17 protein-coding genes are annotated in these 26,613 nt (G+C 43.2%); 4 read left to right on the top strand and 13 right to left on the bottom strand.

Going from position 1 to position 26,613, the window contains the following annotated elements; all coding sequences use genetic code 11:
• Positions 1 to 83: 83 nt before the first annotated feature.
• Positions 84 to 1,625: a hypothetical protein gene (locus K5L93_RS14010; RefSeq protein ID WP_220720390.1), complete on the bottom strand. Its 1,542-nt coding sequence runs from the start codon at positions 1,623 to 1,625 to the stop codon at positions 84 to 86.
• Positions 1,626 to 2,085: 460 nt separating this feature from the next.
• Complete coding sequence (locus tag K5L93_RS14005; RefSeq protein ID WP_220720389.1) at positions 2,086 to 2,376, bottom strand: putative quinol monooxygenase; 291 nt, start codon at positions 2,374 to 2,376, stop codon at positions 2,086 to 2,088.
• A gap of 134 nt (positions 2,377 to 2,510) precedes the next feature.
• Here K5L93_RS14005 and K5L93_RS14000 point away from each other — a divergent pair, with 134 nt between their 5' ends.
• The 3 genes from K5L93_RS14000 to K5L93_RS13990 all read left to right on the top strand — a co-directional run bounded on the left by K5L93_RS14000 (position 2,511) and on the right by K5L93_RS13990 (position 4,813).
• Positions 2,511 to 3,446 carry a LysR family transcriptional regulator gene (locus K5L93_RS14000; protein ID WP_220720388.1) on the top strand — a complete coding sequence of 312 codons (936 nt, stop codon included), beginning with the start codon at positions 2,511 to 2,513 and terminating at the stop codon, positions 3,444 to 3,446.
• Between the two features lie 96 nt (positions 3,447 to 3,542).
• Complete coding sequence (locus K5L93_RS13995; protein ID WP_220720387.1) at positions 3,543 to 3,821, top strand: SemiSWEET transporter; 279 nt, start codon at positions 3,543 to 3,545, stop codon at positions 3,819 to 3,821.
• Positions 3,822 to 3,946: 125 nt separating this feature from the next.
• Positions 3,947 to 4,813 (top strand): transporter substrate-binding domain-containing protein, encoded by an 867-nt coding sequence (locus tag K5L93_RS13990; protein WP_220720386.1) that lies wholly within the window; start codon positions 3,947 to 3,949, stop codon positions 4,811 to 4,813.
• Positions 4,814 to 4,856: 43 nt separating this feature from the next.
• On the opposite strand, the gene K5L93_RS13985 is transcribed toward K5L93_RS13990, so the two are convergent.
• The 11 genes from K5L93_RS13985 to K5L93_RS13935 form a co-directional block, all read right to left on the bottom strand.
• A complete protein-coding gene (locus K5L93_RS13985) occupies positions 4,857 to 5,957 on the bottom strand; it encodes an ISAs1 family transposase (RefSeq protein WP_220721412.1) in 1,101 nt (366 codons plus the stop codon).
• A 332-nt stretch (positions 5,958 to 6,289) separates the two neighbouring features.
• Positions 6,290 to 9,499 (bottom strand): FG-GAP-like repeat-containing protein, encoded by a 3,210-nt coding sequence (locus tag K5L93_RS13980; RefSeq protein WP_220720385.1) that lies wholly within the window; start codon positions 9,497 to 9,499, stop codon positions 6,290 to 6,292.
• Positions 9,500 to 10,215: 716 nt separating this feature from the next.
• Complete coding sequence (locus K5L93_RS13975) at positions 10,216 to 12,489, bottom strand: beta-galactosidase (RefSeq protein ID WP_220720384.1); 2,274 nt, start codon at positions 12,487 to 12,489, stop codon at positions 10,216 to 10,218.
• 492 nt (positions 12,490 to 12,981) lie between these two features.
• The gene (locus tag K5L93_RS13970; protein WP_220720383.1) at positions 12,982 to 13,443 is read right to left on the bottom strand and encodes a NanQ anomerase/TabA/YiaL family protein; all 462 of its coding nucleotides are present in this window, start codon (positions 13,441 to 13,443) and stop codon (positions 12,982 to 12,984) included.
• Between the two features lie 30 nt (positions 13,444 to 13,473).
• Positions 13,474 to 14,952 carry a methyl-accepting chemotaxis protein gene (locus K5L93_RS13965; RefSeq protein ID WP_220720382.1) on the bottom strand — a complete coding sequence of 493 codons (1,479 nt, stop codon included), beginning with the start codon at positions 14,950 to 14,952 and terminating at the stop codon, positions 13,474 to 13,476.
• A gap of 18 nt (positions 14,953 to 14,970) precedes the next feature.
• Positions 14,971 to 15,822 carry a transporter substrate-binding domain-containing protein gene (locus tag K5L93_RS13960; RefSeq protein ID WP_220720381.1) on the bottom strand — a complete coding sequence of 284 codons (852 nt, stop codon included), beginning with the start codon at positions 15,820 to 15,822 and terminating at the stop codon, positions 14,971 to 14,973.
• Between the two features lie 34 nt (positions 15,823 to 15,856).
• On the bottom strand, positions 15,857 to 16,258 hold the full coding sequence (locus K5L93_RS13955; RefSeq protein ID WP_220720380.1) for a hypothetical protein: 402 nt from the start codon (positions 16,256 to 16,258) through the stop codon (positions 15,857 to 15,859).
• A gap of 64 nt (positions 16,259 to 16,322) precedes the next feature.
• Positions 16,323 to 19,304 (bottom strand): beta-agarase, encoded by a 2,982-nt coding sequence (locus K5L93_RS13950; protein WP_220720379.1) that lies wholly within the window; start codon positions 19,302 to 19,304, stop codon positions 16,323 to 16,325.
• 74 nt (positions 19,305 to 19,378) lie between these two features.
• Positions 19,379 to 22,234, bottom strand: a complete 2,856-nt coding sequence (locus K5L93_RS13945) for a beta-galactosidase (protein WP_220720378.1) — start codon at positions 22,232 to 22,234, stop codon at positions 19,379 to 19,381.
• A gap of 80 nt (positions 22,235 to 22,314) precedes the next feature.
• Positions 22,315 to 23,724 carry a carbohydrate porin gene (locus tag K5L93_RS13940; RefSeq protein ID WP_220720377.1) on the bottom strand — a complete coding sequence of 470 codons (1,410 nt, stop codon included), beginning with the start codon at positions 23,722 to 23,724 and terminating at the stop codon, positions 22,315 to 22,317.
• 43 nt (positions 23,725 to 23,767) lie between these two features.
• Positions 23,768 to 25,036: an oligosaccharide MFS transporter gene (locus K5L93_RS13935; RefSeq protein WP_220720376.1), complete on the bottom strand. Its 1,269-nt coding sequence runs from the start codon at positions 25,034 to 25,036 to the stop codon at positions 23,768 to 23,770.
• Positions 25,037 to 25,475: 439 nt separating this feature from the next.
• On the opposite strand from K5L93_RS13935, the gene K5L93_RS13930 reads away from it, so the two are divergent.
• A complete protein-coding gene (locus tag K5L93_RS13930) occupies positions 25,476 to 26,558 on the top strand; it encodes a glycoside hydrolase family 117 protein (RefSeq protein WP_220720375.1) in 1,083 nt (360 codons plus the stop codon).
• Positions 26,559 to 26,613 lie beyond the last annotated feature (55 nt).

The raw sequence follows: 26,613 nt of genomic DNA, 5'->3' as shown, positions 1-26,613 counted from the left end.
GCCAGTCATTCGACTGGCTTTTTTTATATTAAATAAAGAACTAATTTGAACTGCGCAACCTTAAGTTGAAGCAGGTCCCATAGTTAGTAAACATAAGAGCAGCCTCCCGAACTCTCTAGGTCAATCTTATAGTCGGCTGAATAACTAAAATTAATACACCCGCTCTCTTCAGCATCAGGAACCCAGTGAATAGAGCCCAGAATACTGACTTCATTGCCATTCAAAGATCCAGCAGCCAAAGCTGGGGCTGAGATATTATCACACCTCAACTCATTACCATTTAGTATACAGCCATAGTCGCTATCTACCACCCACAGACCAGACTGTAAATCTACCTCTGCAGAAATAGAAAAGTCGCCAATAATTTCAGCAAAACGTTGCTCAAACGAAGCGATCATTTCAATCTGCATATCTACTTCTTGACCAACATAAACAGTATCAGGAAGATTAAGTAATCCAAGGCGAATCGCTGCTGCAGGACGATCGTTTTCATCATTTGGAGCGGTGAAAAGTTGAAACTCTAAACCATTTGAATATCCATCTTCATCTAAATCATCAGAGCTATCGTCAAGTAAATGATTTAATCCGTATAGGTGTTCGTACCCATCCCACATACCATCCGAGTCGGTGTCATCTAATTCCAATACCTCTGTGATATTGGCCATCCATGAAGGCATAGACACATCAATCGAAAGTAGATTACTCTCTTTATCCAACAAGGTTACCCGTGTGTCATATTTATTAATATCTAATACAGAGCTGGTGCTACTTTCAAAGCTTAATCTAGAAGAGTCGCTATCAAAACTGAGGCTACCTTCTGCATATACATCTGCCCTGCCACCAATTTCATGACCAGAATAAACAAACCTTGCAATTAACAAATTTTGACTAGATACATCAACAAAACCATGCTCTGCAAGATAAACGCGACCAGAAACAGATGCATTGTCAAATGACAAACTGGTGTCAGGAAGATTAGCACATGTTCTATTAAGGGTTAGCTCATCTGTATATACATTTAAATCTTGAATGCTAGACGTAACGACTAAATTTTGAACAACCTTAGTATCACAAGTACCAAGCCCTTCATTCTTTAAATTACCGTTTAGCTCTGTATAGTTGTTATCACTAGTTTTGATGCGGAAACTACTAAAACTAGTATTAGTATCAATTGGTGAAAAATCATTAGGATTAACTCTAGACACATCAACTTTATAAGCTCCATCGTAAATATTCCCCTCTCCCTCAAGGTCACACGAATCAAACTTAAACTCTAATACCCCTGTTAATTTATTTTCATCGATATTTCCTTTCACGCTTGCAGAGCCACTTGAGCAAAATAGTGTTTCGTCAATACTTGCCCTTGCTGAAAGCTGAGTTCTAACAGCTTGGTTCTGACTCGGTAAAGATATCGTATCATCCTGAATTAAAACATTAACAGAACTAGCAAAGAGCCCTAAATTATCTATGGTTATAGCTGCTGATGTATCCACTCCTTGATATAAGCTCGACACATCGGTGGAACCACCGCCTCCATCATTGGCTCCACCACCGCCACCACCTCCGCCACAAGCGGATAATACAAAGCAAAGGCTTAAAGCTAATTGTGAGTAGTACAGTTTCATTTTATCTAATCCCTTAGTGTTAAATTAAATATTACCAGAACACTAAAATAAATGAATCAACAAAACCAGATAAAAAATTAATAAATGAGTTTTACATTAGATTTTCTTGTTAACAAAAATAGATACTCCATATCATATAAGGAGCTTTTAGAATCTGGCTGCGCACCCATCAATAAATACTTCCAAAAAAAACATCCTAATATCCAGTAAAAAACCTGATTAAGTAAAACCAGTTAATAATAAACACCTAGATTGTATAAAAAACACTCAAACATAAGCCAGATTAATTTGTAAGCTACAATCAGAAATGTTATCCGTTATAAATACACCGAGGTCTATATTTGATAGGGAATATTAGAGCTTTATTCTACTGGCTATATATAGCTTTACCATTGGCATCAGAATAAAGCGATATCCACTAAATGATTAATGGATGTCGCTGTACTTTAAACACTCAGGCCTAAGCAATTTGCGTCATTTCATTCAAGGTGAACTCTGCTACGGCGCCTTCGGTTGCCGCCATGTACTCTGCTAAGTGAGTATTGCCCATGTGGGTTTGCCACAGTTCACGTGACTCCCAGTTTTCGTAAAACACAAAGTGCGCTGGGTTTTCGTTGTCTTGATGTAAATCGTAGTTAATACAGCCTTCTTCGGCACGGGTGATATCTATCAGCTTAAGCAGTTCTGCTTTTACTAACTCAATTTTGTCTGCCTTCGCTTTAATGTTTGCAACGATAGTTAACTTGGCCATTTGGCTGTCCTCTAAATAAGTAAATTGCTGGTTCGCTTTAACGGGTTAAATAGTAGCCTTTTGCATACAGTTCAATAAACAGGGTAATATTTGAATCATTATCAAAAATAAATAGACAATAAAAAGGTGCTGTTATGCTACTGGAAGATTTACAGGTAATTTTAAAGGTAGCAGAATGCCGCAGTATTACAGCTGCCGCAGCCAAGCTAGATATGCGTTCTGCCACGGCTAGTGCCGCACTAAAGCGTGTAGAAAGCCAACTAGGTGCGGAGCTATTTATTCGAACAACCAGACACCTGCGTTTATCTGCCGCGGGTGAGCGTTATGTTCCTCAATGCGAACAAGCGCTGCACATGCTTGAGCAAGCCAAGCAAAACATGAAACACGATTTGGCTGTGATTGACGGTGAGCTACGAATCGCTCTTTCCTCGGATCTGGGCAGAAATGTAATCAGCCCCTGGCTAGATGAGTTTATGTCGCACTACCCTGCGCTAAACCTGCGCAGCAGCATTAGTGACAGCAACATCGACTTTTATCGTGATTCAGTAGATATGGCTTTGCGCTATGGTTCACCCAACGATGCCAGTGTTTACGGCTTCAAAATATGTAACGCTCCACGGCTATTGTGCGCCAGCCCAGAGTACTTGCTAAAACATGGGACACCCAAGCACCCTAAAGAGCTAAGCAAACACAACGGTTTACTCTATCAACTGCACGACATTGTTCATGATGTTTGGCGCTTTAATGATGAGCAACAAAGCTACAAGATTAAAATGACGAGCAATCGAGCAGCAAATGATGGCGATTTAGTGAGGCGCTGGTGTGTGGCCGGCCATGGGCTGGCGGTTAAATCTAGCTTAGATATGGCTTCAGATATTTTAGCCGGTAACTTAGTGAGTGTAATGCACGATTATCAACCTACTCCTACCGAGTTATGGCTTATTTGCCCCAGCCGCCAATCAATTACTCCAGCGATGCGTTTGTTACGCGATAACCTACGGAGGAATAGCCAGCAACTACTCAACAAGCTTGTGGATCAAAACATCCTAGAAGCTAGCGTGCTTAACTAAGTGATGAGTGCAGGCTTTAATCGCTTTCATTATTTACAAGGTTGACCAAAACGGTATAATCCACCCAAATTGGTTTACCAATAAAATGGAGTTTAGATGACAGCCCTTACGATTCTTGGATTAATAGCAGCTAGCTGCACCACTTTGTCGTTTGTTCCGCAGGTAATACACATTATTAAGACCAAGAATGTTGCCGGAATTTCATTAACCATGTATTCCATATTAACCACGGGCGTAGGCCTGTGGATGATTTACGGCTTCTTAATTCAAGATTTATCGGTGTTTTTAGCCAATATTATTACCTTTATCCTCGCCTCGTGGGTATTGATCCTCACCATTATTCAGCGGATTAAATCATCTAAAAACAAGGCTTAATCACCTGTTCAACTATTGCCCCTAATAACGATTGTGAAACAGTCTACACTTTAACTTGTCATCTTACGCTACAGTAAGTAACGGCTAACTAAATAAAGACTGCAACAACCAGACGAGGAGCAATAGTGAGACCGTGGATATTCAGCATTTTATGTCTGTCTAGCTTTTCTTCTTTCGCCGATATCGATGTGTCGATTATTGGTGACCAAGGCACCTTCTCAAATTACCAGCAATTGCTTGAGTTTAAAGGTGGTGACCCTCGCCAAATTAGTGACTACCAATCGCCCTACTCAGATCGCGCAACCGTAAGCTTGCTGCTGTTAACTCAAGCCCTTAGTTATAGCGATTTGCAGTATTCGCTCACCTTTGTGACCTCGCCTAATACCGGTCGCAGCCTGCGAGAGTTGAAACAAGGCAATGTGGCAGTTTATCAAGCCGATATTTGGGAAAGTGACTTTGATGATAGTACCTACAAGTCGGTGGCTATTATCCCTAAAAATACCTTTGAAAAAGGCTTTTATGTTAACGACAATTCCCCTTTGCTCAGCCAAGCTTTAACTCATGAGCAGCTTAGAGAATTACCCATTAGCGTAGGGAGTACTTGGTACCAAGACATAGCCCAGTTACAGCGTAGTGGCTTTAACAACATAGATAAACTCAACCGTAATCAGTCATTATTTGGCATGTTAAGTAAAGGCAGAATTAACGTTGCCTTTTTAGAGTTCCCCAATACCCCAGATCTAGCCATTCATGATAGTTATGGCAGCTTTTACCCGATCCCAAATGTGAAAATAGAATTTCAAGAAAGTCGTCATTTTATGGTATCGAAGAAACACCCACACGGCGCTGAAATAGCCCAAGCCATTGATCAAGGCTTAGCTAAAATTATTCGCTTAGGTTTGGTTGATAAAGCCATTCAACAATCAGGGGTTAAACAACAACGGGTTAGCCACTGGCATGCTTTAGGCGAGCCCTTATTAGAGGCCCAATAAGCCACCAATATCATACCCAGGGCGGGAGCATACTTTGATGGATTTATAACCCAAAGAAGACTCTTGCCCTATAATCATCGTTCCAACCCGCTTTCTTCAGCTTCACTTTTTGGCTCGGCGCACCACATTCGCATTGCTTGAGCATATTCATCACAAAACGTCTAGATAACGCAATGTTTTCAACGGCACCATCTAAAGTAATACGAGAGCTATCTTCTTTAAAAACAACATCTAAAACATAATGTTGGCTGTTCTCAATCCGCCAATGCTGGCGAATATAATGGCCCAGTAGTTTGTGGTTTGGCGACAAAGAACTAATGTAGTAAGAGGTATCTACAGTACCTTTACCATTGATCACACGATGGCGTTCCACTGCTATGATGCTTCTTATCGTCGGCCATTTCTTCGCCAATTCGTCGGGCAATTTGGCCTTTATCTGAAATACGTATCGCTCTTCGCTGCGACCATGTTTTTTCTCTTTGACCTCGGTGACTATTTTCTCTTTACCTGCATCAAAAATCGCTTGGAACTGCTCCACAACAGCCGCTCTAAGCTTGGGCTGATTATTCTTAACCTGGACAACAACATGCGCTTGTTTTTCTTTGATTTTTTCTAGTGTTTCACGCTGGCAATGCAGTGCATCAACCGTGACAACACTACCCTTTACATTAATGACATCAAGCATTTGACGAACAATGCTTATTTCACCATTTTTAGTCTCAGTCGGCTTTTGGCTTAGAACGAGGCCACGCTCGGTGTCGTAAGCCGTGACCAACTGCAATGCTGTTTTCCTGTCGTTACGATAGGAGCCCCGTAGAACCTTTCCGTCAAAAGCGATAATGGGTTTGTTCTGAGTAGTTCGTTGTTCGTTAATCCAAAGAGCCAAAGCTTCAAGCAAAGATTCCGCAACAACGGAACGCAAGATGCGAGCTATCGTGTGTCTTCGAGGGATGCCATGCTCGAATGGTCGATATTTTCTTAACCAGTCGAGTTTTTCTTCTCCAAAAAATTCAATGTCTTGCCAACCTTCGCATCCCGATGCGATAGCGCTGATCACAAGGAACATAACATCAATAAGGTTGTGTTTCTGGTTGATGTCCGATCGAGTATCTTCTACAACAGATAAGTGTTCAATAAGGTTCAAAATGACTGTGCTGCTGAGGGTTTGGCACAATTAGATCATATTAGTTAACAAAGTGCGATCCCGCCCTGATATCATACCTACGCAAGCATCGCATAGTTAAAACAACGGCAATGCACCTGTAATAACCTTTAACCAAGCCTTACCTCATTCAGCTATAGAAACCGCCCTGTTGCTCCATCACAGCCTATCATACTAAGGCCTTAGCTAGCGGGGTTTACAGCAAATCTGAAGATGCGGTAAGCGAACAGCAAGTGATAAAAGAAAAAGCACCAGAAGCCTATCTTGCGCTTCTGGTGCTATAGCTACACAGGATTATTTAACAAACGAATTCATTAAGGTGCGGCTACAATCGTTATGTCTCCTGGTGCAAAACCAACCTTAACTTCCACGTGCTTACCACTAGTGGTATTAAACTCGATAAATAAGAAGTGGAAATCACCACTCGGTAAATCTGCACTTGCGGTGGCATCATTAAGAGGAATCGACACCGAACTCGTACCAGAAACTTGGCCAGCCGCAGTGGTATCTATTTCCGTATGATCTTGAGTAATGCCTACCCAACCCGCTTGTATTTCGCGTAAACGAAAGATAATACCGTTACTGTCTACAGTGTCTCCCGAGCCCGCATGATAGTTAACTTGCACGTCCATCGAACCACCGGTCGAATAGTCAGTGCTAGTGTATTTATTAACATCATCAAAACTCATTGCCGAAGCATAAAAAGTTTCAATATTTAAGCTAACTAGGTCAGAAACATCATTGGCCACCTCTGAGCCATTAGCAATCGCCGTAATATCTACTGAGCCTTCTGCAATACCAGTCACCGCGCCAGAACCATCTACAGTAGCGATTGCAGTATTGCTGCTTTGCCAAGTAATACTTTGGTCATCAGGCTGTTCAAGAGGATCTGAAGAGGCTAGCGTAGCGCTTAAGCTAGTTGTTTGTCCCACGTAAAATGCTTGGTCATCGCCGGCAATGGTAATGTCGGTGGCATAAATGGGGTCAAAATCACCAACACTAATGGCCATTGTTGTGGTCACATCGTCTGCGATTAACGAGCTAACAGTAATGGTTGCGTCACCATCGGCAACCGCAGTTACCAGGCCGTCTTCACTCACTGTTGCAACACTTGGATCCGATGAGCGATAGCTCACGCTAGCTTGTGCGTTTAACGGAACAAAGTTTGGCATTAAGCTATAGGTTTCTGCCACGGCAAGCTTTTTCTCTTGTCGTTCCAAGGCAATCGCTGTTGGAGCAGGGTTAGCAGCATCTTTAGTTAAGTATTTTGCATTAGCATTTACATCACTAAAGTATACCGTTTCGCCGTTACGCCAGTGCACTGCAACTTGCTTGATCTCGGTTTCATTGGCTAAACCAAAGTGCAGCATGTTAATCGAGCCTTGCGAGAAGACTTCGCCTGCTGATCCCACACGCTTACGATAAGTTTTACCACTTTCGGTTGTTACCACAACCTGTGCCGATAAGGGGTCAACCTTATCTAGCGGGCTGTAACCAACATCAACCAATACGTAATTACCTAAGTCTTGGGTATCATTTTTGTACATGTACCAACGGCCTTCTTCATTGCTGCCGTTAAGTAAATCTACGCGACCGTTTTGGTCAAAATCAAAGCCTTGGCCCATATCCCCATGACCATGGTCTGTCATGCTATGCGCACCATGTAAAGTAGTAGGTATAAACTGTCCTTTACCAGTGTTTACCAATAATAGGTCTGTCACACGCTCTTTTAAAAAGCCAAAGCGGTGAATAAAGATGTCATTGAATCCATTATTATTGAAGTCACCATGAGTAACCCCCCAGTGGTTACCACCTTTAGGCAAATTCCACTCACTCGAAGCATCAACAAACTTATCGCCTTGGTTAATCAACAAAATATCTTGTTCGTTGCGGTTATTAGGCTGCCAATCTAGAGCGATGTCATTTAATCCATCTAATGTGAAACTCACATTCCAATAAACATTTTGATCACGAACCCACTCGGCCTTCCAGTTACCATCACCTAAGTAACCAATGTAAATGCCGTTAGCTTCACGTGTGCTTGGCCAACCATTAGCCGCCTCTGTGGTTATTTCCAAGGTACTTGGCGCCCCACTCATTTCTGGTGGAAGCTGGTCAGGCTGGAAGCCTGTGGCATGTACATCTTTGCGCTCTTTGGTTTCACCAAGGTAGATTGGGTAGCCACCATCATACTGGCGATAAACCAAATCTAAGCCAGATAAGGTAACGCTCTCGTCAGCAGTGAAGCTAATCTCTGTTGTGCCAGTTTCACCATTATCACGGATATCGAGCTTTTTAGTTGATGGGTTAAAGTCATAAGATTTGTCAGACAGCTGATACTCTGGCTTGCCTCGAGCAATATACAAATCAAATAAACCATTACCGTTTACATCAACGTCAGCTACTGCTTGCACTTGCCAAGCATTAGCTGCGCCTTCTGGTAGCCATTGAGCTGTAACATCGGTAAAGCCTAGGTTGCCATTACCCTGCCAAAGCGTTAATGGCGAGAATAGCAATATGTCGTCAATACCGTCATTATTAAAATCGAGAACCAAGGCGCGCTCGGCTTCGGCACTCTCGATACCAGGAATGCGTACTTCTTCGAAAGTACCGTCACCCTTATTGCGGTAAAAGAGTTGTTGCGGACCATCGTAGTTTGGCGTTTTAGCATTGATTAAAGCTAAATCTAAATGACCATCTAAATCCATATCTAACCAACGAGGTGCGCGACCACGCGCAGGTGTTGTTATGCCAGTATCGGTGGCTTGGGTGAAGGTTCCGCCTTCATTTTTGAGCAGTACATAAGACGATGGGCTAGTACCATTAGCTCCGCCTAGCGCCACCATAATATCTAATTCACCATTGCCAGTGTAATCACCAAGGGCCGAACCGTGAAAGTCTTGAACATTAGGAAACAGATCGCTTAAGGTCACGGTACCATCGCCATTGTTCATCGCTAGCTGGGTAGAAATATAGTTGTGGTTATTAAGCACAAAGTCGTAGTGACCATCGTTGTTAATATCACCCACCGACGGACCACCATACTTGTAGGTATCTTCGGTCACTAAACCTATTTCTTCGGAAGCGTCGCGAAACTTAGGCATGCTTAAGTCGCTAATATCTTGAAAGGTCATGTTGTTAATCAAGATATCGCCATTTCGTCCAACAAGGCGCAACTGCTTGTCACCTAAAGAGCCAAAATCAACAATTGCGTTTAGCTGATTAATACCTTGACTAGGAATATCAATGTTATCCAATAACAATTGATCATCGGCATACAAACTTAAGTTGGCATAGGGAACGCTTATAGAAAATTCAAAGTTTACTTGCTTGAGGCTAGAGCCGCTAACACTGTAAGGCATTTCTACAGGCTGCGTATTGGTTACTGTAATAGGCGTAAACCCACCACCGCTTCCTCCATTTCCATCATCACTACTGCTATTACACCCGGTAATGGCGATAACCAATGCACTGATCAAGCTGCGCGTAAACACTCTTTGTTTAGAACTATTGCGAGATATCATCAAAAATCCTTTTGTTGATTGGCTTAAATGTCTTTGAACTAAAAAGTACAACAATACATCGCCCAATCTAAACAATTGATTAACCAATGAGCAATTGGTTAACCTTTCAAACAGGATCTATATCATATTTAATTGTTAATTATGCGATAGCCGTCAAAGTCTTTTATAGCAAACAGTTAGAGGGATATTAGACAACATCAGCTTAAACCTCCCCCAAAAAGTAAGTAACTTAAATAACAGACATAAAGAAAAATTGCCGAAAAAAGCAGAGAAGCTAGGAGATACCCATCAAAAGTTAATAACCAATATAACAATTGGACTACCAATAAAAGGTGCCTTGGGCCAAAGTGTTTACATTTTGTGGGCCTATCAGCAAAGGCAAGCAGCGCTTGCCTTTTTTGCTTTCTAAGAATGGCAAAAATGGAACGAATACCTAACTGGTCGAGCCCTAATAGGTTGCTGTATTAAACTACTTTATTGCAGCAAATAGGTTTTTGCTTAACTGCACATTGCACAGAGCAATGCCGCAACAGAAGATAACAACTGAATCCTTATACAATCCCTCAGAAAAATTTCCCAAAAGAAAGGGCGCTGCATGCTGGAATTAACCAGTAAAACAGCACCCTTATGCTTTAACTAAAAAGACCTAGACCCACGTTTTGTAAACGCCTTGGACCGAAGCCCGCTTTTTACTTATAGGTACCTATCAAAGCATGCTACTTTTTCGTCTTACTAAAACGGCGCTGATACATGCCACCATTTACCCGCTTCGCAGCATCAACCATTGGCTGATAGGGTACATCGGTGATACCCACAAAACCCACATTGTAGTTTTCACCGTCAAACGAACGCCCAGTAATCGGCGAGTCAATGTATTGGAACCAATGCGCCCCAACAAAGTATGGATTATCAATTACCGAGTTTAAGTAATCTTCGAACATCTCGCCGCGCTCGGTTTGGTCGTTAGCGGTCACCAAACCAGCGTGGAAGAAACCTTCTTTAACACCAATGTGAAACTCACCAATAATGCTTGGCATGTCTACTTCTGCCAAAAACTTCCAAGGTTCGGGGTGTAGCCCTTCTTTGTAGTAGTTGTAACTTACAACATCCACATGTTTTGCTGCGGCTCTTACCACCTCTGGATTACAGCCCCAATCAGCAAATCGAGCCCCCAAGTACAAATGATTAGGTAATTGAGCTTTAAGCGACTCGTTTACTACTTTGAAGTATTCGCTGGCGTATAGCTCTAATAACATGGAGTAGTCACTTAGCTGTGCTTCGTTATGAGCTAAATCACTAACGCCACCAGCGACAGCTTGCCAAGATTCAATCTTAGTCCCCCAAGCTTGGTTAAGCTGTTCTACAGTGCCGTACTTGTCTTTTAAGGCTCGAGTGAATACTGCCTTGGTGGGGCTCTCTTCATCACTGCGACCTAGAGTATGGATCGCAATACCATAATGGCCATTAATGGTGCCCATGCGGCCCCAGCTTTTCTCATTATCAATGAAAATACCCACACACCATGGTGACCCCTGCATTTCGGCTTTCACCTGGCTTACCGTGGCTTCGGCGCGTTCTCTAAATACAGGATCGAATGGATCGGGTAGCGGTGCCCAGAAATCATCGCCACTAGTCACTGTTTTAAAGTCACCAATAATCCAACCATTGGCAAAATATGGAATTTTTTCGTTACTGTAAAACTCAGGCGCAGTCCAATTTCCTAAGCAAGAAAACCCCCAGTTGATCATGCGGTCCATAGTGACTTCGCGCCACTTGCCCATGTAATCGGCACCATCTTGGCCGTACTTTCGTTGTAAGTTTGCTGAATAGAAACTAAAGATTTCGCCGCGGTCAACTGGGCCTTCAAACAACTCGCGCATGTAGCTGTAATGCTCTGCTAAAGGTTCGTCATAGCTGGGTAACCACTGAAAAAAGTCTCGCCGAGTTTGGTTGGCAACAAAGGCGGAATCAAAGGCCTCTTGGCTAATCTCGAGCTTCTCTTTGGAGTCTTCAGGGGTAACATCGTCATCGCTGCGCGCAGCCACTTTAGAGTGATCGTAATCAACACCAGTAATGGTAAAGGAATTTGCTAAGCGGATTATGTCTAGGCCGGTAGCAAAATATGGGTAACCATCGGGGTCAACAAATGACCATTTTCCATCAATCTTTTCGGTGCGGAAAAACCCGGTCGCTTCTAACTGCGGCCCACCGGTATAACCACTAAAGCGCGAGCGCTGGGGCATGGCACCTTGTTCTAAGGCTTTAAGCTCTTTGGCCGTAACAGCCAATAATTCTTCTTCTGAATGCACTTTTTCGGCGGTTTCTACGAAAGCATTTTGGCCAAACTTATCTAAACAGCCTTTAAGAAAATCGGGATTACACTCTGGAGTAAGAATCACTCTAAAGTTATCCAACACCAGCTGATGATCAATCAAAGTACCGTGAATGCTTAGTTCAATTTTGGCAACGGCACTTAAATCGATGTTCATCTCCCCCCACATCCACGTTGCATAGTGAAATGGGGTATCCCAGGCAGCAGGGTTAGAGCGAAAACCCGACTCATAGTTAAGCCCACCCTTTAAAAACTCACCTTTAAGCTCGTTTAAATAGGTTTTACAAGAACCGCCCGCCACATTAATACTACGACTATGCATTTGCCCTTGTTTGTCGAAGATATTAATAAAAATCTGTGTTGATCGACGCCCTAAGTTAGTGACGTCAAATGCAAAACTAAAATTAGGAAGCGCACTCCAATCAAAAGGCTGCTCGGGCTCGATAAAAATTGAGGTATAAAAGTTCTCTTTACTGTGCGTAGTAACTTTTAAAGCTTGCGAACCTACGGTAATTCCGTTGCCTTCACTCACCAATTCTGCATCTACGTTGCTAAAACTAAAAGCCTTAGGAATTTGCTCAGCAAAATCATAAATCAAAATTGATTGCTCATGCTCAGATATAGTTTTAGCTGAGTCAGCCCTTAAGCGCGTGTCCATTATGTATCCTCAAATGATTAGCGTCTTGATAGCAACGGCAGAGTTTAGGCAATATAGCCAAGCTATAGAGAAAACTTAAGTACTAAGCCCTTTAGCTGCCAAGCGACGCTATAAAACAGAAAAATATCTAAGGGTAATAATGACTTTCGCCAAACAAATGTCAACCAATCTAAATTATTGGAAAACCAATTTTTCTAAAGTTGTGAACCATGCCTCGTGTTGGTCACGCTAAAGTGTAAACCAAGTGCTAAGCCTTAAAACTTTAATCCTAAGCCAATAGAGATATCACGCTGAGTAGCGAGTAGCGAGTAGCACAACAGTCAATATTGCTGGGATTGTCAATGGCCAAGCAAACAGCAGCGCCCGCTAACTAAGAGCAGCCTTAGGGCATGCTAGATCATCTTTGTGAAGAAATATTGGTAGTAGTGGGATGGGGATAGATAAGCAATAAAAAAGAATCCACTTAGCCAAGGCTAAGTGGATTTAGTGCATTTACAAGGCACTAACAGGGATCTTAACCACCGCTTTGCGTACTTGACGAGATTCGGCTACCGCACAAAGTGGGCGGTGAACTTCGTTGGGGTAAAACACCGCAAAGTCACCTTTACCAAGCTTAACCATTTGCTCATTGCTAGCTTGCTCAAAAAACGCTACATCATTTTCAAGCTCGGTTAAAGCGAGTGCTTGTTCAGCCAGCTCGTGGGTATAACCAATTTGCTCTTCGCCATCTAACACAATTTGAATGTCTAAATGCTGCTTGTGAATCTCCGCTTTGCGTTTAGCAAACTCTTCAGTTTCTGGCGACATAAGTAATACAAATACACCTTCTCCTGAAAGCTCATATCTACCATCTTCTTTGTCAGCAGCTAGAGCCATTGCTTCATCAATCCATGTGATAAAAGACGGATTAACATAGTTTACTAAAGAGAGCTTATTCACGTTTCCAAATAACATCGATTACTTCCTACTAGTTAAGTTTATTTGTCATACTTTAAAACGTTTGATATTTACTACAAGCTCATTGTTGTGTTCTTCGAGTGAGATCACTTGTCCGTTCACATTTTTTGCATTATTCGCAATCGAACTAGCCAGAGAATTTAAGGTGGTAACATTTTCAGCGATGGTTTGAGTAACGCTGTTTTGTTGTTTAGCTGCCACCGCTACATGAGTGTTCATTTGGTTAATGTTCTCAATGTGCTCGCAAATATCTTGTAAGGCTTGTGAAATAGACCCCGCAGCTTCATCCACTTCTTTGCTAGATTGCAAACTGGCCCCCATAGAGCTAGCCGCATTGGAAGCATTATCTTGTAGGGCTGCAACAATAGATTCTATTTCTTGAGTGGATTCTTGAGTTTTCTTTGCCAAGGCCCTTACTTCATCGGCTACCACTGCAAACCCTCGACCTTGCTCTCCCGCTCGGGCAGCTTCAATCGCCGCATTAAGGGCGAGCAAATTGGTTTGTTCGGCAATGTTACGAATAACTTCGACTACCGAGCCAATCGCAGAGCTTGACTCAATCAAGGTATCAATGCGAGAAGACGTATCGGTTATGCTCTGTGATAAACGGTTAATCAACTCACTGTTTTCGCGCACTAACTCTACGCCACGTAAGGTTTGTTCACGTGCAGTGTTTGACTTCTCGGCAGTTTGCTCTGCGTTTACAAACACCTCTTCTGCGGAGGCACTCATTTCTTGTAGTGAAGTAGCAGCTTGCTCCATCTGATCTTGCTGTGATAGGGAGTCTCGCTGTGATTCACTTGAAGATGTACTTAAAGAATGAGATACCGAGCTCACCTGCTCACTCACTGAACGAATGCTATTAAGCAGGTGCGATAGGTTATCCATAAGCAAATTAAAGTTGCTACTTAGTACACCTATCTCGTTATCATTATTTACTGGAATACGTCGAGTAAGGTCGCCATCGCCAGTGGCTATTTGATGCAAAGAGTTAGCGACGTCGTTGATTGGAATAACCACCAGCTTGCGCACGTAGAAAAACACGGCTGCAACCACAACGGCTAATACCAATATAATGTTGAGCATTACATTGGTTATTTCGCTGTTAAGCGTGGCAATTACACTGCTTTTATCAAATTGCAGCTTTAGGGTGCCAATAAAGTCTTCACCACGTTGCAGTTCAACGAAATTAAAATCTTGTTTTTGATTGGCAATGCTGGCCTGTGAAATAGCTTTTCCACGCTGGTCTACCACCTCAACAGCATTAAGGATCGGGGATTTAACCAGCGCATCTACAATGGCCTGCGCTTGCTCAAAATCATAAACAAACACGGCTTCTATTAAAGATGCTTTAGCCATCTCGGTAATGGCTTGTTGCTCTACTAAATAAGCATCAGCCAATTTGCTCTTGGTATTAACGTAGCTAACGCCACCGCCCAATAACAGGCCTAGCAAACCAAATAGCAGTAATATAATAATTAGGGATTTACTCAAACTTGCTTTCACGTTTAGTCTCGCTTATGTCTATCTTTCTTTAATATCCAACCACAGCTCATCGCGATGCAACGGCGCGTCTGCTGGCAGTAGAGGATTATCTATTTTTATTATTCGACGCTCGTTAAGGCGTGCTATTTCAAAGGTTTTTGAGATAAGGGGAGATTGATAAAACAACTGGTTGTAGCTGCCATCGGCAATAGCAGTTTCTAAGCCATCGTTAATCGCATCATATAGTTCACGATTTTTGGGGTTAACGTAGAGATACATTGCCATTGGGTATACCAACAAAATATTATCTTCTACCGCTAAGTTCACTTCTTTCTGTGTTTCGACTACTTCCCAGGCTTCATGTACGGCTAAAGGTAAATAGTCAAAGCGACCACCATCCACCATGTAGAATAAGCTTTGCGCTTTAACCGGTTTTACTACTTCAAGGCCGGCATTTTCGAGAATTTCGGTATCACCCCAAAAGCGGCCTAAGCCTGCTTTTAAGCGCTTTAAAGTGGCTAAACTAGATACACCTTCAAAGGCTGCTTGATTGCTTTTTTCAATGACAAAAACGCGGTGGCCTAACAATCCTTTAAAAATAGGGATCTTGATGGCTTTAAGCTGTTGCTGCATCGAGTTTGACGCACCAGCCCAAATCACACTCACCTGGTCTTGTTTTACTTCTTCAACTAATCGAGCCTCGCTGTAATAGGTATCGATAGGTTGAATTTTTTGCGAGTAGTTACTTTTTTCAAATGCTAACTTAATCAAATCTATAACTAAGCGGTCACGTTCGCCCAAAACCATGGGCGTTGTTACTTGTGCTAGAACGCTATTAGATAAGCTTAAACCGCAAAACAAAAAGAAGCTGGCAATGGTTATTTTTTTCATACTTTTTCTCTTACCAAAACGCTATCAATTGCGGTTAAAAACCTTGGTGGAATACCACGCTATTCTTTAAGTTGATAATCTGCTTGAGTACCACATCTTCTGGGGCATCACGCTTGTATTCTTCACTATTTTGATTTTCCATCACCAGGGTGAACACTTTGTATTGATGCTTTTGGGCTGCATCTAAATAAAAATCTAGATCGCTAGATTTAGAGAAGGAGTTTGTCACCGCGAGAGTATCAACACCTTGCGCCATTAACTCAGCAACACGACTTCGGCAATACTCATCGGCATGTGGTTTAAGCTCTTGATTCCATTTGTTTTGACCATATTTGGCGTAGTAATCCCAACAAGACACCACATTGTTAGTGATGGTTTTTGCAAACTCGGTTTTTCCGCTGCCAAATGGACCACGGACAATATATAGATACTTCATATTTCTTCCTGAAAATAAAAAGGCCACCTCGTAATACCACTTAATTTACGAGGCGGCACAGTGCTTAAACTTTACGACGTCTTAGTAAAAATACGCCTGCCAAACCTAGTAGCGATAACCAACCAGCACTACCGCCACCGCCAGTTACGCCACCCGTTGGTGGTGTTGGCGGATCAATTGGAGGATCTACTGGCTCACCAGGTTCTGGTGCTTCTGGACCAGAGTGACTTACGCCAATGTTAGTACCGGTATATAACACACCAGCGCGAGATGCTGCGTCAGTAGCATTGCTTAAGCCTGAACAATCAGTGCCGTACATACCACAGTTAAACTCACGGGCAGCATCAGTCATTAAGGTATAGGGAGTATCAGTAGTGCTTACAAAGCCAACATTGTAGTTTTCACCGTCCCATGCGCGACCCGTTAATGGCGAGTCGATGTATTGGAACCAATGAGCACCAACAAAGTTTTTGTGGGCATTTACTGATTCGAAGAAGCGAACCATTTTATCGGCACGATCTTGTTGCGAAGTGGCATTAACGATACCTTCAGCAAACGAACCACTATCTAAGCTACCAAAGTGGAATTCACCCACAATGACCGGCTTATCAATGGCTTCGATCTGACTTAAGGCATCAGCATCCCAATCGGCAGCTGCAATGCTGTCTTTGTAGATGTTGTAGCTCATCACATCAACAACGAAAGATGCAGCGCTTACTACATCTGGGGTGCGCCCCCAATCAGCAAAACGAGAACCTAAGTAAAGATGGTTTGGTAGCTCTGCTTTCAACGCTGTTTTCACAGTATTGAAGTATTGGAAAGCAAACTGCCATGACAAGTACTGCAAATCTGCAGCCATGGCAGAGCTATAAACTAACTCTTGCGCTGGACGCATTGCATCCCAAGAGGCGTAATTAGTTCCCCAAGCCGCGTTTAAGTCAGCAATGCCATTCGGGTAGCGATCGTTTGATAAGAAATAAATAAAGCTATTCTTAGCAGGGCTATTCGCAGCATCGGTTGCATCGGTGTTGAACACAGCAAGAGTTTGTGAATAACGAGAGCTTTCTTCCGCGGTTACGTTGCCCCAGCTCATTTCGTTATCAACAAAAATACCTAACAAGTATTCTTCATTGCCCGCTACTTGCGCTTTGATCTCTGCCGCCATGGTAGCGGCATTAGTTGCGAAGTTAGCATCCCACGGGTCAGGAAGTGGTCCCCAGTAGCCGCTGCCAATTTGTTTAACGGGAAGGCGATTAGCACCAGAGGTTGACCACCCATTTGCCACGTAAGGAACGCTACCGTTTGCATACAAGGCTGGATCGGTCCAGTTGCCTAAGGTGTTAAAGCCCCAGTCTTTCATACGCTTAACAGTAATGTCTCGCCATACGTCTTCGCTAGCGTGGCGGGTAATTAAGTTGTTAGCGTAAAAACTTACAGCTTGGCCTTGAGAAACAGGTCCACTATGCACAGGGCCATAGTTTTCATTTACATATTCACTTGGAATGTCTGTAAACATTGACTGACGAAGCGCAGACTCAGCCTCGCTAGACACCCCAGTCATGGTGTAAGTATCTTGCAAGCGAATATTGTCAACACCGGTTGAGAAGAACGCATTGCCAGCTGGGTCTACCAATTGCCAGTTACCATCAGCGTCTTTACAGGCGTTAAACGAGGCAGGCGTAGCTAGTACACAATCTGTAGCCGGTGATGAATCTGGGTTACCACCATACATATTGCGATTGGTTAACTCACCCAAAGCGGCCATTTCTGGAGCACTTAACTTAGCTAACTCTTCTTTACTGGCAACTTTACCCGCATAAGTAACTAGGTTGTTCTGCCCCATAGCATCAGCCATGGCAGCGTAGGCTGACTCGTGGTTAAGGTCCTTAATCACCCGCATGTTATCAAACACTAGGGTTTGACTAGTCTCACCGTTGGCCAAGTCACCAATAAAGTAACGGATAGCGGTAATTTGCGATTTGTCTAAGGCTACAAAATCACCCCAGCCGTTTTGAGCGCTCATTGGCTCTGCTGGAATATCGCGTAAACCTAATGCTGATACACGCTCGTTTTGGCTAAGCAATGAAGGGTTATCGTTTAAGCTGGTATAAATGGTTTTCGATTCGCCAGCTTTAACCAATACGCCTCGAGTTGCGGTTTCACCTTGGCTGTTCACATCTTCGATACGTGAATACAACCAGATATTGCTATCACTGGTGTTTGATACGTCAATGGCAACAGCAGTGTGTTCACCCAGCTCTGCCCAATTCCAAGTGCCAGCAAATACCAAGGCATTCCACCCCGCAGTGAACTCGGCTGCCATTGCTGCAGCGCCCTTTGTCACAATCTCGGTGGTAGTAGAAACGTTGACGCCACCATCAGGTCGTAAGTAGTCTGGTATCGTTTCAAAGTCTTCAATTTGCGCTAAAGTTGCAACAGGCGCAGTATGAGTGTTTACCGCACCATCGCTAGGAGGCGGTGTTACTGTTTCGCCGTCAACCATAATGTTGTCAAAGTACAACACTTGAGGATCGCTTCCAGATAGCATGAACTGCACGCCTAGCACTTTGTTTTTATCAAAGTTTTCACCGTGCTCTTGGTATTCATTGCCACCATTTAAATTAAAGCTAAATGTTTGCGTTGAATTTGCTGGTGCTGTGAAATAGTCCAAAGAGGTTTGGCTTGCATCATTCCAGTCATTCACGATATCGCTGTCAATCAGCTTAACGGCAAAACCTACGTCAGTATCGTTGGGGTTAACCACGTCTACTGTCATTACGTCTTCGCCCCCCCAGTTCCAAGATCCCCAGTTCCATACGATAACGGGTTTGAAAGCGGCATCAAACAAAGCCTTAACAGATTGATTGCCATCGGTAGCTTGTTCAGTAGTAATTTCAGAAGTGGCATCTCCAGACACTTCTAAAAATTCAGCATTGTTTTCAGAGCTGCTGTAGTCGGCTTCTTCAAACGAAGTCACCAAACTAGCCGCGCTCAAGGGCAATGCTAAACTCGCAGCAATTGCTGCGGATAATAATTTAATCTTCATATTTCCTGCCCATTCCTTGTACCTAGCAGATTGCACTCCCCAACCAGCTGGGGAGTGCTAAATCGTTGTGGCGATTATTTTTGATAACGAAGCTTGTAAACGTCCTGGTTGAATTTCTTAGCAGCTTCAACCAATGGAACGTATGGTGTATCAGTAATTGAAACGAAACCTACGTTGTAGTTTTCACCATCCCAAGCACGACCGGTTGTTGGAGAGTCAATGTACTGGAACCAGTGAGCGCCTACAAAGTAAGGGTTGTCAGCAATACTGTTCATGTAGTTGGTGTATTTCTTAGCACGATCTTGCTGGCTAGCTGCCGACACGATCCCGCCGTGGAATAAGCCTGAGTCAGTAGCACCAAAGTGGAACTCACCAATAATGCTTGGCTTATCTAGCTCAGCTAACTTGCTCCAATCACCTTTTGAGTTAAGGTCTTCGGCGTACAAGTTGTAGCTCATCACGTCTACGTAAGGTGCAGCACCTTTGGCAATCTCTGGCGTAACACCCCAGTCTGCAAAGCGTGCGCCTAGATATAGGTGATTAGGCAGTACTTTTTTAAGCTCCGCACGAACCGTTGAGAAGTATTTAGCAGAAAGCATTTCTAGCATTTCGGCATAATCTTTTTTCATGTTCTTGCTTAAGCGAGAGCGGTGGTCAAATGATTTTTCAAACTCTGCCCACGACGCAACTTTTACGCCCCAGCTAGTGTTTAGATCTTCAATCGCCCAGTACTTCTCTTTTAAGTGAGCGGTAAAGGCTGCTTTAGCCGGGCTCTTCTTCATGTCGTAACTAAGTGCGTTTACCACTAAACCAAAATGGTTAGCATCGTTTTTGGTATTACCCCAGCTAATTTCGTTGTCGACAAACACACCCATCATCCATGGATCATTTTTGTCTACTTCAGTCATAAGCTTTTTGGTCATCGCTTTAACGCTGTTTACAAACTCTGGGTCAAACGGATCGTGAATAGGCCCCCAGTAGTCGTTACCAGTGCTAATGCGTGCGTGGTCACCAAAAACCCAACCGTTAGCTACGTAAGCAACTTTTTTGTTGTCGTAGAACATTGGGTCGGCCCAGTTGCCTAGCGTAGTGAAGCCCCAATCAACCATGCGATCTATGGTAATGTCTTTCCAAACTTTTTCAGCTTCAGAGAAAGTACCACCATATTTGCGTTGCAAGTTAGCACCGTAGAAACTAAACACTTCACCCTTTTTAAGTGCACCTGAATGCACCCAATCGGCGTAGTCGTAGTTTTCTGCTAATGAATCGTCATCTTCAGGTAACCAAGTAAACATTGAGCGACGAACTTCTGACGCTACTTCTTTGCCGCTACGTTTGTCTTTGTCAGAAAAGTCGTGGCCAGTAATCGTTACTGTGTCGTCCATCCGAATGTTGTCGACACCAGTTGCGAAGAACAAGTTGCCTTGAGGGTCAACCAACGACCACTTACCATCTACTTTTTCAGTACGGAAGAAACCTGTAGCTTTCAACTTAGGACCATCGGCCCAACCGCCGTAAATGCTTCGACCTGGCATTTGGCTGGTTGATTTAAGCGACATTTTTGCCAGCTTACCCATCGTCTGCAGCTCTTCATCTTCGGTAATTTTTTTCGGCCAATCAGCGCCTGTATACTGACCGTATTGGTCAATCAACCCTTCATAGCGGGTAGCATCTGCATCAATATTCGGAATAAGTCGAACGCTCTTAATATTGAATTCTGCATCCTTAGTTGGGTTTTGCAGGTACAACTGGAAAGAGACAATATTAGAAGTATCTAAGCTTTTCTCACCCCAGCCATAACTAATCGCTTGCGCATTGTAGGACTTTTTAGGTGGCTCAGCCCGCATACCAGAAACGATTTGGCTACCGGTTTGACCTAAAGGCAAGTAGAAGGTACCGTCGTCACCAGGTGCTAGCGTTACGTAGCTAGACATACTGTCAACTACGCCGTTTGCAGTACCGCCCCAGTTTTCATTTTCAGCGTCATCAACGCGAACAAATAACTGTAAAGGTTCATCAGTTTTGCTTTCTAAATCAAACGCTAAACTAAAATCACCGTACTCGCTCCAGTCCCAAGGTTGTGGCGCTTTAAAAGTGATATTAGGGTAGGCGTTAGTCGCCGCTAATTTAACAGCTAGCAAACCGCCCATGTCGGTTTTTAACTCGGTTACCGTTGCCGCTGCACTGCGGTCAAAAGCAACAAAGGTAGGTTGGCCTTCATCAAAGCTAGTAATTGAAGCAACCGTTGGAATTGGACCGCTTACCTTAACTTCTTGACCAGAGGCTTCAATAAAGTCGCCAGTAGCATCCACTAAGTTAAAGTTATCAATAATGACTGTTTGTGCATCCATTGGGCCTTGCACAAAGATTTGGAATTCTACAATGTTACGTAAGTTGATTTTCTCGCCACCCCAGTAGCCATCTAACTTACGTTTGGTGCCGTTAAATAACATCTCAACTGGCACAGTTTCACCTGCGGGTACATTAACCGCGTAGTTTAATTGGTTGTCACCAGAGCCCATTACGCCCACGTTGTCAGCCAATTTTAAAATGATGTTTGCTGGGCTATCAGTTGGATTGGTAATGTCTAGGCTTAAGCTGCCTTTCGCATTCCAGTTCCAAAAGCCAGAATCTGGATGCACCTTAACATTTGGCCAGTACTTAAATTTATTAGCCTCAGAGACAGAATCAAAGCTAACTTTTAGCGCACTACTACCGTTAGTAACACCTTGGTCACTAACCACTTCGGCTTTAGCATGATCTTTTTTAACTTTTTTGAAAAAAGCAGCCGATTCAAAATCAGGAATCGTTCCGCCTACATCTTCAACAGCGCCTTCGGCGTCGCTCGAGCTAGGAGTTGAACCACATCCGTACACACCCAACAAAGTGAGCGATAACAGCGCAGCAATTTTATTTTTTGTAAATTTCATAACTTCTACCATTACGAGTGGGAGGCCCGTAAGCCAAGGCTTACGGGCACTAGTGCTAAGTGGGTATAACTATTGGTGGCCTACCACCACGTTTCGAATTGGGCGCCAACTGTAGTAGCAGAGTTTTTACCTTTCTCTGTTACGTAAGGGTTATGACGCCATTCCCAACTTGGGTTATCTACACCTTGACCATGACGGTTGTTATACACCGTTGTGTCGGTATCTGATTTACCATAAGTTACGAAGAAACGTAGTACTGGACGATCCCAGAAGGTGCCACCGATATGTACGTTTTGCGACAAAGTCACTTTGTAAGATGAGTTAGTACCGCTCTCGCCGTAACCTTCACGAGCATTAAGCTTGATTTGGTCGTAGCTCAATTCTAGATCAGTTGAGAAACGGTCATCCCAGATGTAAGTAGGACGAATGGTAACGTTGCCCCAATCAGACTTATCGATAGATACTAAATTACGTTTTAGAGCCTCATCATCAAACTTCTGACCTTCATATACTAAGGCGTACTGAATGCGGAATGAGTCGCCAAGCTCTTGCATACCTTGGAAGAAAGCACCAATTTGACTTGACGGCGTATCTAACCAATCTTGAGTCATCGACTTGCCAATATCACTGCTGTAACGTACAACTAATTCGTTAAAATCAGCCCATTCACCTTGCTTGATTTGGAAACCAGCTTGATAGCTATTTGGCTTCATATCTTTAGCAGTCATGCTGCCGTTTTCGCTCAAGGACGTATCTGAACCTGCGTAGAAGCCGTAGTTGAAGAATAAGCCCGCTGCAATATTGTCGGTAATTTTCATACCATGTAAACGGGTGTTAACAGAGTGGTATCCACCGCGGTAGCCAGAACGACCACTGCTATCACAAGCATAAGTTGGATCAGTAATTGAACAGAAGTCACTTCCGTAGCTATCGCCGTTTTCCTGCTTTGTTACACCTAAGTTAAACTTAGCAAAACCAAAGTCCCAGTCATCAATACCGGCACCGATACCATCGTTTTGTAGCATGTGGTAATCGAGAATTTCTGCTTTATAACGTTGGTAATAACGTTTACCTACCCAAATTACTGCACCAGGGTTAGATTTAAATACACCTTGGCCTGCTACCCACCATTCATCTAGATTGAATTTTTTCATATCTGAAGCAATGTTGGTTTTGATCACCCAGTTCATGTCGTTTAACACAATGCCATAGTCAACGTGGAATTCGGCGAAGTTACCTTCGTTACCTAAACGCCCGGTTTGTGCATGTGGGTTACCTGCAGTTTCGATAATGTTAAAGCCATTGTTGGCTAAATCAGAGCGCAAGCCCATTACTTTATCTGTTGAAGTACCCGTACCACCGCGGCCGTAGCCCCAGAAACGAGCGCCTTCAACCACTTGGGCTCCTAAGTAATCTAAAGCCGCTTCTTGTGCATTAGCCATGCTGCAAGATAGCGCTAAAGCGGATAGTGCAAAAATACGTGTTTTCATACGTTTACCTAACATCCTTATTTAAAAATAGTGTTTCGATTATTTAAGCTGCTACAGTTTCTTGTTTATCTGTTGTAGTCAGCGTCTTCTTGGAACTTAGTGTGAACATCGCCAATACCGTGGCAACAGCAGCGAACACACCAAAATAGATATAGCTATGTGGGAATCCATGTTGGTCGTACATCACCCCCATAACTGGCGCAGCAATGGCCGTCATCAGGTTATTAACCACTTGGAATCCAAACATGTAAGTGAAGGAATTAACTTTCTTATCAAACTGCTCGGCGGTGTAAGCAAATACCGACACAATCAACAGCGGATTAACGATGCCGAATAGCAATTTAGCGACAACGGCTAAGTAGAGATTTTTCTCCCCCAAGCCAGCAAAACCAATCATCAATAAGAATGAGGTAATACCAACAGCAGTAAGAATTAAGCTGCCTTTAGCACCAATTTTACGAATAATGAAAGGCACACCAGCACTTACAAAGAACAGGAAGATAGCAGTAAGCCCGTCCATATTAGAGCTAAAGGAAATACCTTCCTCTTGGGTAGGGAAGAAGCTAATAAAGTAACGAGTAAACTGGCTCATCGATGTCCAAAACACTACCGAGATAGTGCCCGCATAAGTCATGAAGGCCCACATTTTAGGATTCTTCAATAAACGAATAACGTCTTCTTTTTGGATCTTTTCTTGCGAGATAACATCGTTATCTACGTCTTCTAAATGGCTAACTTTAAGCAACCAAGCACAGGTCAACATTAACAAGGCTGCAATACTACAAGCGTAGAAAATAAAGTCTGGATTGATGTTGTAAAGGTAACCAGCCAATACTGCCGATACCCCCCAAGCCGCGATACCAAAGCCGTTAACCAGTCCGAAATCGTTATCATGGCAACGCGCAAAACGGTCGCTGTAAGAAGCGATAACACCACTACCCGCTTGGAACAACATACCCAAGTACACAGAACCTGCCACAATACCCAATACAAATGTTGAATCGTTACCCAGTAGTGGGCCGTATACATAAATGTAGAAAGGACCAATTAACAAACTTAAGAAAGAGATAAAGTATATGAGGTGTTTTTTAAGACCAAGCTTATCGAGGATATAGCCAAAAGCAGGCTTAAACAAAACTGCAATACCGGTTTGCAAGCCAAACAATACGCCAATCTGAGAGCCATCAATGCCAACTTTGTCATTCAGCCATACAGCAAATAAAGAACCTGAGCTTAACGACCAGAAGAAGTTGTAAAAAAAGTACATAAGGCAAACTTTGCCCATGGCGACTCGGTTAGAATCGGTTTTCATGATTACTCCATTAATTTTGCGATAGCTACTCAATGCCTAGCGCACTGGTAAACCAATATCTAAATAACTAGGTTCATCGTACATAATGATCAACCAATTTAAAGTGACGCCGCTAACATTTCGACATAAATACAGTCATTGGTTGGCAAAATGCGAAGTGAAACCGCTAATTGGTTGATAAGTTAATAGGCGTTAACATTTACCAAGCCTTTGTTCATGCGGGTTGGCGCGTACAAAGCTTGTCATACAAAACCATTATTGAATTAAACAAGAGGATTATGAAAGCTAATAATTAAGTTACAAAAGTGTGTCATTGGTCACTTTTCTTTCATCTCAATAGCTGCTTGAGAGCAAGTTAATGTACCATTAACCAAAATTGGTTTACCTTTGTAGCCAGAAGTTATTAAACAATTTAGATTTTCAACAAATAGAGGTAGATATGTCAGGGACAGGTAGCAAGCTAAGCTTGGCGAGTAAACGCGCTATTGAGCGTGGTTACGATAATAAAGGGCCTGAGTGGATGGTTGAGTTTGAAGAGCAAAGCTTAAAAGGTGACTTTGCTTTTGAAGAAGGTGTTATTCGTCGCGATCCCACTGCAGTAATTGAAGTGGATGGGACTTACCACTGCTGGTATACCAAAGGCGAAGGGGAAACCCTCGGCTTTACCGGTAATCCAAAAGACAAGGTGTTCCCGTGGGATCTTACTGAAGTTTGGCACGCCAGCTCTGAAGATGGCATTACTTGGAATGAACACGGTTGTGCCATTGCTCCAGGTGAAGCAGGAGCCTACGACGACCGCGCAGTATTCACTCCAGAAGTGTTAGCCCACGAAGGTAAGTACTACTTGGTTTACCAGACTGTTCAAGCACCTTATACCAACCGTCAATTTGAAGAAATTGCCATTGCTTGGGCCGATAGCCCATTTGGCCCATGGACCAAGTCACCCGCGCCAATTTTAAGCCCAGCTAAAGATGGCGAATGGCGCACCGAAGAAGACAACCGCTTCTTAGTCAACTCAAAAGGCAGCTTCGACAGCCATAAAGTGCACGATCCTTGCCTAATGTTCTTCAAGGGTGAGTTCTACCTTTACTACAAAGGTGAAACCATGGGTGAAGAAATGAACATGGGTGGTCGCGAGATTAAACACGGTGTAGCAATAGCAAAAGACATTCTTGGTCCCTACGTAAAATCAGAATACAACCCTATCTCAAACAGTGGCCACGAAGTGGCTGTTTGGCACAAAGATGGTGGCATAGCGTCGCTTATCACCACCGACGGCCCAGAAAAAAATACCGTACAATGGGCAGCTGATGGTATTAACTTTGAGATCATGTCGTACATTAAAGGCGCACCGGAAGCGCTTGGCATATTCCGCCCAAATCAAAATACTGGCATAGAATCACCCGGCCTTGAATGGGGCTTATGCCACAAGTATGACGCCTCTTGGAACTGGAACTACATTTGCCGTTACCGGGTGAAGAAACAAATTCTTGATGCTTCAACCTATCAAAATTCAAATTAAATACACTGTTAGCCCACCACCAGGTGGGCTAACTATTAACTCTTAGCGCGATAGC

It is taken from the genome of Agarivorans litoreus (genome assembly GCF_019649015.1).
Classification (GTDB): domain Bacteria; phylum Pseudomonadota; class Gammaproteobacteria; order Enterobacterales; family Celerinatantimonadaceae; genus Agarivorans; species Agarivorans litoreus.
This window is presented reverse-complemented; position numbering and strand designations above follow the sequence as displayed.

What these genes read in the sequence shown, in the direction of transcription:
- K5L93_RS14010 (WP_220720390.1), bottom strand. Translation starts at nt 1,625, where the DNA reads ATGAAACTGTACTACTCACAATTAGCTTTAAGCCTTTGCTTTGTATTA.
- K5L93_RS13945 (WP_220720378.1), bottom strand. Translation starts at nt 22,234, where the DNA reads ATGAAATTTACAAAAAATAAAATTGCTGCGCTGTTATCGCTCACTTTG.
- K5L93_RS13960 (WP_220720381.1), bottom strand. Translation starts at nt 15,822, where the DNA reads ATGAAAAAAATAACCATTGCCAGCTTCTTTTTGTTTTGCGGTTTAAGC.
- K5L93_RS14005 (WP_220720389.1), bottom strand. Translation starts at nt 2,376, where the DNA reads ATGGCCAAGTTAACTATCGTTGCAAACATTAAAGCGAAGGCAGACAAA.
- K5L93_RS13975 (WP_220720384.1), bottom strand. Translation starts at nt 12,489, where the DNA reads ATGGACACGCGCTTAAGGGCTGACTCAGCTAAAACTATATCTGAGCAT.
- K5L93_RS13935 (WP_220720376.1), bottom strand. Translation starts at nt 25,036, where the DNA reads ATGAAAACCGATTCTAACCGAGTCGCCATGGGCAAAGTTTGCCTTATG.
- K5L93_RS13995 (WP_220720387.1), top strand. Translation starts at nt 3,543, where the DNA reads ATGACAGCCCTTACGATTCTTGGATTAATAGCAGCTAGCTGCACCACT.
- K5L93_RS13955 (WP_220720380.1), bottom strand. Translation starts at nt 16,258, where the DNA reads ATGAAGTATCTATATATTGTCCGTGGTCCATTTGGCAGCGGAAAAACC.
- K5L93_RS13930 (WP_220720375.1), top strand. Translation starts at nt 25,476, where the DNA reads ATGTCAGGGACAGGTAGCAAGCTAAGCTTGGCGAGTAAACGCGCTATT.
- K5L93_RS13980 (WP_220720385.1), bottom strand. Translation starts at nt 9,499, where the DNA reads ATGATATCTCGCAATAGTTCTAAACAAAGAGTGTTTACGCGCAGCTTG.
- K5L93_RS13970 (WP_220720383.1), bottom strand. Translation starts at nt 13,443, where the DNA reads ATGTTATTTGGAAACGTGAATAAGCTCTCTTTAGTAAACTATGTTAAT.
- K5L93_RS14000 (WP_220720388.1), top strand. Translation starts at nt 2,511, where the DNA reads ATGCTACTGGAAGATTTACAGGTAATTTTAAAGGTAGCAGAATGCCGC.
- K5L93_RS13940 (WP_220720377.1), bottom strand. Translation starts at nt 23,724, where the DNA reads ATGAAAACACGTATTTTTGCACTATCCGCTTTAGCGCTATCTTGCAGC.
- K5L93_RS13950 (WP_220720379.1), bottom strand. Translation starts at nt 19,304, where the DNA reads ATGAAGATTAAATTATTATCCGCAGCAATTGCTGCGAGTTTAGCATTG.